This is a genomic window from Candidatus Aminicenantes bacterium, from assembly GCA_026393795.1.
Taxonomy (GTDB): domain Bacteria; phylum Acidobacteriota; class Aminicenantia; order UBA2199; family UBA2199; genus UBA2199.
In genome coordinates, this window is sequence record JAPKZL010000272.1 from 1 (window position 1) to 7,481 (window position 7,481).

At 56.7% G+C, this 7,481-nt stretch carries 12 protein-coding genes; all 12 read left to right on the top strand.

Translation table 11 applies throughout. The annotated features are described in order from the left end of the window. A partial coding sequence (locus NTW95_13195) for a hypothetical protein (protein MCX6558364.1) occupies nucleotides 1-204 on the top strand: 204 nt, incomplete at its 5' end. Between the two features lie 16 nt (nucleotides 205-220). Further along, nucleotides 221-1,123 (top strand): hypothetical protein, encoded by a 903-nt coding sequence (locus tag NTW95_13200; protein ID MCX6558365.1) that lies wholly within the window; start codon nucleotides 221-223, stop codon nucleotides 1,121-1,123. 444 nt (nucleotides 1,124-1,567) lie between these two features. Further along, nucleotides 1,568-1,939, top strand: a complete 372-nt coding sequence (locus NTW95_13205) for a metalloregulator ArsR/SmtB family transcription factor (protein ID MCX6558366.1) — start codon at nucleotides 1,568-1,570, stop codon at nucleotides 1,937-1,939. Then, nucleotides 1,932-2,900, top strand: a complete 969-nt coding sequence (locus tag NTW95_13210) for a permease (GenBank protein ID MCX6558367.1) — start codon at nucleotides 1,932-1,934, stop codon at nucleotides 2,898-2,900. The genes NTW95_13205 and NTW95_13210 overlap by 8 nt, the downstream gene beginning before the upstream one ends. A gap of 16 nt (nucleotides 2,901-2,916) precedes the next feature. After that, entirely contained in the window at nucleotides 2,917-3,306 is a 390-nt protein-coding gene (locus NTW95_13215) for a putative zinc-binding protein (GenBank protein MCX6558368.1), read from the top strand. A gap of 10 nt (nucleotides 3,307-3,316) precedes the next feature. After that, complete coding sequence (locus tag NTW95_13220) at nucleotides 3,317-3,550, top strand: thioredoxin family protein (protein ID MCX6558369.1); 234 nt, start codon at nucleotides 3,317-3,319, stop codon at nucleotides 3,548-3,550. Between the two features lie 14 nt (nucleotides 3,551-3,564). Then, nucleotides 3,565-3,969 carry a thioredoxin family protein gene (locus NTW95_13225; protein MCX6558370.1) on the top strand — a complete coding sequence of 135 codons (405 nt, stop codon included), beginning with the start codon at nucleotides 3,565-3,567 and terminating at the stop codon, nucleotides 3,967-3,969. Further along, nucleotides 3,969-4,664 (top strand): cytochrome C biogenesis protein, encoded by a 696-nt coding sequence (locus tag NTW95_13230; GenBank protein MCX6558371.1) that lies wholly within the window; start codon nucleotides 3,969-3,971, stop codon nucleotides 4,662-4,664. Before NTW95_13225 ends, NTW95_13230 begins: the two co-directional genes overlap by 1 nt. Nucleotides 4,665-4,667: 3 nt before the next feature. Then, nucleotides 4,668-5,138 (top strand): hypothetical protein, encoded by a 471-nt coding sequence (locus NTW95_13235; protein ID MCX6558372.1) that lies wholly within the window; start codon nucleotides 4,668-4,670, stop codon nucleotides 5,136-5,138. After that, the gene (locus NTW95_13240; GenBank protein ID MCX6558373.1) at nucleotides 5,135-5,668 is read left to right on the top strand and encodes a permease; all 534 of its coding nucleotides are present in this window, start codon (nucleotides 5,135-5,137) and stop codon (nucleotides 5,666-5,668) included. The genes NTW95_13235 and NTW95_13240 overlap by 4 nt, the downstream gene beginning before the upstream one ends. A 10-nt stretch (nucleotides 5,669-5,678) precedes the next feature. Further along, the gene (locus NTW95_13245) at nucleotides 5,679-6,773 is read left to right on the top strand and encodes a radical SAM protein (GenBank protein MCX6558374.1); all 1,095 of its coding nucleotides are present in this window, start codon (nucleotides 5,679-5,681) and stop codon (nucleotides 6,771-6,773) included. Nucleotides 6,774-6,800: 27 nt separating this feature from the next. After that, nucleotides 6,801-7,481 (top strand): arsenical-resistance protein (locus NTW95_13250; protein ID MCX6558375.1); only part of this gene is annotated, 681 nt, incomplete at its 3' end.

Here is a 7,481-nt window from a genome sequence, read left to right on the forward strand (position 1 = left end):
TACCTGGTCACCTACAGCCAGCCGGCCAACCAGTTCATGCGCGGCACCAGCACGGTGCGCGACGATGTCGGCGACGGGGCCTGCGAAACGGTCTTCGTCACCGATTTTTCCATCCTGCAACGCGCCAACCGGATATGGCAGGCCGTGAACCCGCTGACATTCGTGGCCACCATTGTGTTCCTGGCCGCCGCGCTGCTGCTGTGAGCGGAGTAGGACAAGCATGACCTGGAAGAAAACCCTCTGGCTGGCATTTTTCATCCTGCTGGGCACACTGCTGGTCGTCCATTTTATCGTTTTCCGCCAGCGCATCCGCATGCAGGCGGTGGAGATCATGGGAGTCCGTTCAGTGTTCCCGGCCGGCGATTTTTCGGCGATCCGCGACGCGAAAAACGGCTGGCAGGGTTACGGCTTTGTCCGTCATTTTCGGTTGTTTTATAGAACGTCGGCCAAGGCCGGCGATGATTTCCGCGAACTGGTCCGCGATAATTTCGGACGCTCGCCGCTGAAACAGGATCTCGACTTATTCGGCGGCGGCACCTATGTCCTGCAGAAAGCCGGGAAAGGGTACCGCATGTTCTGCCTTTTCTTCCGCAACGGCGCGACTTACTGGGCCGACATGGTTTCCCCCGACTCGCTGCACTTCGCCTGCCAGGCATTCGAAAGGTTCATCCTCGGGCTGGAGATCGACGGTGAAAAAACCTCCCCGGCCGTGGCCGGGCAGATCTTTTTCCTCCATGAACGAATATCCCCGTTCTTCATGCAAACGCCCGGCCAGCTGCTGGCGATGATGGGAGTGATCTTTGCGCTGGTCATGCTTATCGTTGTCGCCTTCAACCGATTCAGTGGCTCATGCCCTCGCCGGCACGATATGGCGGCAACCCTGTGCACTCCATGGGCGACGCTGGTGTCCAAAGGATTCGGCCGGCGCCAGGTCACCGCCTGCTGTCTCTGCCTTGAAGGCGAATCGCTGGTGATCTATCGCTTTCGCCGTCTTTTTCTCGAGATCGACTTGCGCAGCGAAAGGCAGCATATCGATTGGAAAAAGAATTCATTATACTACAAGAATTTCCGGGTGATTTTATCTGAAGACGAATTTCAGAATTGGCGCTTGCGCACTATTTGAAATTGTTGGGGCGGGTAGTTTCGTACCGCCGCCGGCACGGCATTTCGCCCAATCAACGCATCAAATCATCGAGGCTTTTTTATCGCGTTTTTCCTTTTTCTTCAGCTTTTTTTCTTTGACCGACAATTTCGGCTTGTTGCTTTTTTCTTTACCCTTGTCTTTGTCTTTTGCCATGGTGGATTCTCCTTTCATGGTCCGATGCCATGGATTATATCATAAACAATGGCGCCGGCAAATGCCAGAACGGACGGGGATGGCTTTGGCGAATCCGCGAAAGGGGAGGGAAACGCGAACTCTAGGGAGAAAATCGAATATATTTTATCGATCGACATGACTTAAATTTAGGTTATAAACAGAAACACCTATAATTACGGTTCTGTTGACATTTCAAAAAAAAGGTATAGAATATGACACATAAAATAAATTTGATATGTGAGGAAGGTCATGATCGCTATTGTCACCATCTTCAAGGCCCTGGCCGACGATACGCGGCTGCGGGTGCTGAAGCTGCTGGGCCGCGGCGAGTTGTGCGTCTGCGAGATCGCCGCCGCCCTGGACATGGAGCAGCCGCGCCTCTCGTTCCATCTGCGCATCCTGAAGGAGGCGGGCATCGTACAAGTCCGGCGCCAGGAGCGCTGGATCCTCTACCGCCTGAACGAGGGCGACCTGTTCATCCGTTTCCTGCTGCTGGCCATCGCCGAGCGGATTTCGGCCGAGCAAGCCGGCCTCGATCGGAAACGCCTGGCTGCCTTCGGAGGCCGCGAGAAGGCGTGCGCTCCCCAGCGCCCGGCGAAAAAGAAAGGGCGGCATGTTTAGCTGGATGCAGCGCTTGGTCGATTGGCTGGTCTACACGGTGCTGGGATTGCCCAATGGCTCCCGCGCCGCCAGCGCCCTCGACTTTTTCATCTTCGACACGGTTAAGATCTTCATCCTGCTCACGCTCATCGTCTTTGCCATCACCCTGGTGCGCGGCTTCTTCCCGCCCGAGCGCACCCGGCGCCTGTTGGCCGCCAAAAAAGGGAGCCGCCTGGTCGGGCATTTGCTGGCTGCGCTGCTGGGTATTGTCACTCCGTTCTGTTCCTGCTCGGCGGTGCCGCTGTTCATCGGCTTTGTCGAAGCCGGAATCCCGCTGGGCGTGACCGTCACCTACCTGGTGGCCGCGCCGATGGTCAACGAGGTCGCCCTGGGGCTGCTCTTCGGTCTCTTCGGCTGGAAGATCGCCCTCATCTATGTGCTTTCCGGGGAAGCGATCGCCATCGTCAGCGGACTGCTCATCGGCCGCTTGAAAATGGAGCGTTTCATTGAATCCATCGCCACGACCACGAAAGTGGGGGCCGCGACCGAAGGGGAGCGGCTTTCATGGGGACAGCGGCTGCGCGAAGCCTGGGTTTTTACCCGCGACCTGTTGAAAAGCATATGGCCTTATGTGGTCGGCGGCATCGCCGTCGGCGCCCTGATGCATGGCTGGATCCCCAGCGGTGCGCTGGCCAGGGTGGCCGGGCGCGGCAACCCGTTCGCCGTGCTGATCGCGGTGGCCATCGGCATTCCTCTCTACAGCAATGCCGCCGGGGTCATCCCCCTGGTTTCCGAACTGACCCGGGCCGGGGTGGCCATGGGTACGGCGCTGGCTTTCATGATGGCCGTCACCGGCCTCAGCTTGCCGGAGATGATCCTGCTGCGCCGGGTCCTGAAGCCCAAGCTGCTGGCCGTGTTTATCGCCATCGTCGGCTCAGGGATCGTCTTTACCGGATACCTGTTCAATTTTATCTTGAAATAAATCGGGAGAATAACCTATGAATGAAAAAACCACTTGCGCATGCGCTGGTACGGTTTCCCTGATCATCCCCTGTTCCGGTGCCGCCGACACGGGCGAGATCGCCGATCGGGCCGCCCGCAAATTCGCTGAAGGAGGCTGCGCCGGCATGTTCTGCCTGGCCGGGGTTGGAGCCAATCTCAGTGGCTTCATCGCCTCGGCCAAAGGAGCCGACCGGCTGCTGGTGGTCGACGGCTGCAACCTGGACTGCGCCCGCAAGACCCTGGGTGAAAAGGGAATCACTGAGAACATCATCCATGTGCGCGTCACCGACCTGGGGATCGCGAAAGGCAAGTCGCCGGCAACGGCCGAGCGCATCGATGCCGTGGTTGCCGAGCTTGGCAAAAAGCTGACGGCTTCATTGAAATAAAGGAGGAACCATGCTGATACAAATTTTGGGAACCGGTTGCCCCAAGTGCCAGAAACTTGAGGAAAATGCCCGCAAGGCGGCTTCCGAACTGAACCTGGATTTCCTCGTTGAGAAGGTCAAGGACCTGCAGCAGATCATGGCCTTCGGCGTGATGATCACCCCGGCGCTGGTCGTGGACGGCGTCGTGAAAGTGGCCGGAAAAATCCCGGGAGTCGAAGACATCAAAAAAATGTTGGTAAAATAGTCGAGGAGCAGAGAATGAAAAACGCACTCATCCGCGGGTTTATTTTGTTTTTGTTGGCGGGAGTACTTTCTGTGCGCTGTAACGCGGCTGGCCCTAAGGCCGATGAGAAAAACAGCCCTGCGGTGGCTGGAAAAAGTTATTTGGTTAGCTTCGTCGAGCTGGGTTCGGTGCGCTGCATCCCCTGCAAGTTGATGCAACCGGTCATGAAAGATATCGAGAAGGATTACGCCGGGCAGGTCAAGGTGGTTTTTTATGATGTCTGGACACCTGAAGGCGAACCTTTCGGCCAAGCCTATAAAATCCGCGTGATCCCCACCCAGGTATTCCTGGATAAAGAAGGCAAGGAATATTTTCGCCATGAGGGTTTCTTTCCTAAAGAGGAACTGGTCAAGATCCTCAAGCAGAAAGGCGTGAAATAATGTTGGAAGCCCTTTTTACCTGGGTAACAAAGCTGCTCTCCGGCAGTCCGCTACTTGGGCTGCTGGGCGCTTTCCTTTGGGGGATATTGAGTATCCTGCTCAGCCCCTGCCACCTGGCCAGCATCCCGTTGATCGTCGGTTTCATCAGCCAGCAGGAGCAAATTACCACGCGCAGAGCCTTTCGCATCTCTCTGGGCTTCGCCCTGGGAATTTTATCCACCATCGCCCTGATCGGCGTCATTACGTCGCTGCTCGGTCGCATGATGGGCGACATCGGCCGCTGGAGCAATTACCTCGTGGCTGGCATTTTCGTTCTGGTCGGGCTTTACCTGTTGGGCATCATCAAATTGGATCTGCCCGGGGCCGCCAACGCCAAAGCCCGCGGCAAAGGTGTCTGGGCCGGGTTTTTCCTGGGGCTGGTCTTCGGCCTGGCGCTGGGCCCCTGCACATTCGCTTACATGGCGCCGATCCTGGCCATCGTCCTGGCCAAGTCATCATCCAGCTTAGTCTACGGCGTCCCTCTGCTCATAGCCTACGGGATTGGCCATTGTGCCGTGATCGTCTTTGCCGGCACATTCACCCGGGTGATCGAAAACTATCTGCGCTGGAATGAGAGTTCGAAAGCCCTCGGTTTTGTTAAAAAAGCCTGCGGCCTTCTGCTACTCGTCGCCGCGGCTTACATGATCTGGAGTTGAATCATGATCGGACTGGCAGCCGTAACAGCGATCTTGCTCGTGCTGTCGTTTTTTAGCGATCGCTGTAAAACGATGGCCGGGCTGAAGAAAGGGGCGAAAATGTTCCTGAACATCCTGCCAGCCCTGCTTACCGTATTGATCCTGGTCAGCGTTTTCCTCTATGCCGTCCCCGATCGTGTTTTAACCGAATGGCTGGGGAAAGGAACCGGCTGGGCCGGTATTGTCAGTGCTGCCCTGCTGGGTTCGATCTCCCTGATCCCGGGCTTTATTGCCTTCCCGCTGGGCGCGATCCTGGTACGCAGCGGTGTATCCTACCAAGTTATCGCTGTATTCATCACCACACTGATGATGGTCGGCATCCTGACCCTGCCGCTGGAAGCGAAGTATTTCGGCTGGCGGGTCAGCATCCTGCGCAACCTGCTGAGTTTCTTCGGGGCGTTGCTGATCGGCCTCCTGATGGGGATCTTCCTATGAAAGGCAAAGCAATGATCATAGTGAAAAAATACGGGTTCGCGTTGCTGTTCGCTGTTTTTATCGGGATCTCGCGATTAAGTAATTTTCCTGCCGGGATTGGGATTTTCAAGAACTTCCGCATATTTTTCCTGGAAATGATCCTTTTTCTGCCGCTGATGTTCATTCTGATCGGCTTGTTCGACGTATGGGTCCCACGGGAGAAGATCATCCGCCACCTGGGCCCGGAGGCCGGAACAATGGGAATCCTCTGGGTTGTCCTGCTGGCCATGCTGCAAGCCGGGCCGCTCTATGCCGCCTTTCCAGTCGCGGCTTTGCTGTGGAAAAAGGGCTGCAGCATCCGGAATGTATTTGTCTACCTGGGGGCTTTCTCAACCTTGAAGATTCCCATGCTGGCCTTTGAAATCAGTTTCCTCGGCTTGAAGTTTTCCCTGTTGCGCGCCCTGTTCAGCTTGCCCGTGTTCATAGCCATCGGCTTCATCATGGCGGTTTATCTGAAGAAGAAGGAATTCGCGGTCAAGGAAGCGGGGTGACGGGGACAGCGTGACGAACAAAGCGAACATCGACCGACTGGCCAGGGTCTACGTCGAGCCGACCAACCGCTGCAACCTCGACTGCCGCACCTGCATGCGCCAGGGCTGGGAGGAAGGACTGGGCTTCATGGATTTCGCTATGTATGAAAAGATCCTGGCCGGCTGGCGCGCTTTCCCTGACCGGTTCGAGATTTTTCTCGGCGGCTTCGGCGAGCCGCTGAGCCATCCGCGCATCGCGGACATGGTGGCGCTGGCTAAGTCCGCCGGCAGCAGGGTGGAACTGATCAGCAACGGCATCCTGTTGGATGATGCGATGTCGCGGCGTCTTATCGCGGCCGGTCTCGACCGCATTTGGATATCGATTGATGGCGCCTCGCAAGCGAGCTATGCCGACGTGCGTCTGGGCGATCACCTGCCGGAGATCATCGCCAACCTGGAACGCCTCAACGCGAGGAGCAACAAGCCCGAACTGGGCATCTCTTTCGTGGCCATGAAGCGCAACCTCGCCGACCTGCCTGCCGTGATCGACCTGGCCCGGCGCCTGGGAGCAAGCCGCTTTTCACTCAGCAACGTCGAGCCATATACTGAAGACATGGTAACGGAAGTCCTTTACGGTCAGGTATTGTTCGAGGCTTTACCGGAGGGGGGATGTATCATGCCGCGCTTCGACCTGAACTCAATTGAAGGTGAAACGCTGGAGAAAGTTTCCGCCTTGTTCCCCGATGCGCTTACATTCACGCCGCTGAACCCCGATCATGAAGGGCTGTGCCCCTTCCTTCGTCGCCGCAGCGCCAGCGTGCGTTGGGACGGCCAGATCGGCCCCTGCCTGCCGCTGCTTCATGCTCATACCGTCTGCCTGAACGGCCACTCCCGAAATTGGGAAGAATTCCACTTGGGCTCTCTGGCTGATCGTGCCCTGGCTGACATCTGGAACGATGCGGCTTACCGTGATTTCCGGCACCGGCTCGACGAATTTTCCTTCGCCCCCTGCAGCACCTGCAACAGCTGCGACCTGCCTAGCGTCAATGGCGAGGACTGCTTCGGCAATATCCACCCGGCCTGCGGCGGTTGCCTCTGGTCGCAGGGGTTCATCCAATGCCCATAACAAGAAATTCAAATTCGGAGGTTACCCATGGCTGAAGGAGTGAAAAAAAAGCTCTCTTTCCTTGACCGCTATTTGACCGTGTGGATCTTCCTGGCCATGGCCTTGGGAGTCCTTATCGGATACGTGATCCCCGGCGTGGTGGCCTCGTTCAACACCAAGTTCAGCGTGGGAACCACCAACATCCCCATCGCCATCGGGCTGATCCTGATGATGTACCCGCCGCTGGCCAAAGTCAAATACGAGGAACTGCCCAAGTTTTTTAGCAATTGGCGTGTCCTGGCACTCTCTTTGGTACAGAACTGGATCATCGGACCCATCCTGATGTTCTTCCTGGCCATTCTTTTTCTGCACAACTACCCTGACTACATGGTCGGTTTGATCATGATCGGGCTGGCGCGCTGCATCGCCATGGTCATTGTGTGGTGTGAGCTGGCCGGAGGCGATAATGAGTATTCCGCCGGGCTCGTGGCTTTTAACGCTATCTTTCAGATGATTTTTTACTCGGTTTTCGCCTATATCTTTATTACCGTGCTGCCGCCGCTGTTTGGGCTTAAGGGCATTGCCGTGCATGTCAGCATATGGCAGATCGCCCAAAGTGTTCTGATCTACCTGGGGATTCCTTTTTTCGGCGGCATGCTGACCCGGTTTATCCTCCTGAAAGCCAAGGGCAGGCAGTGGTACGAGACCAGGTTCATTCCAAAGGTAAGC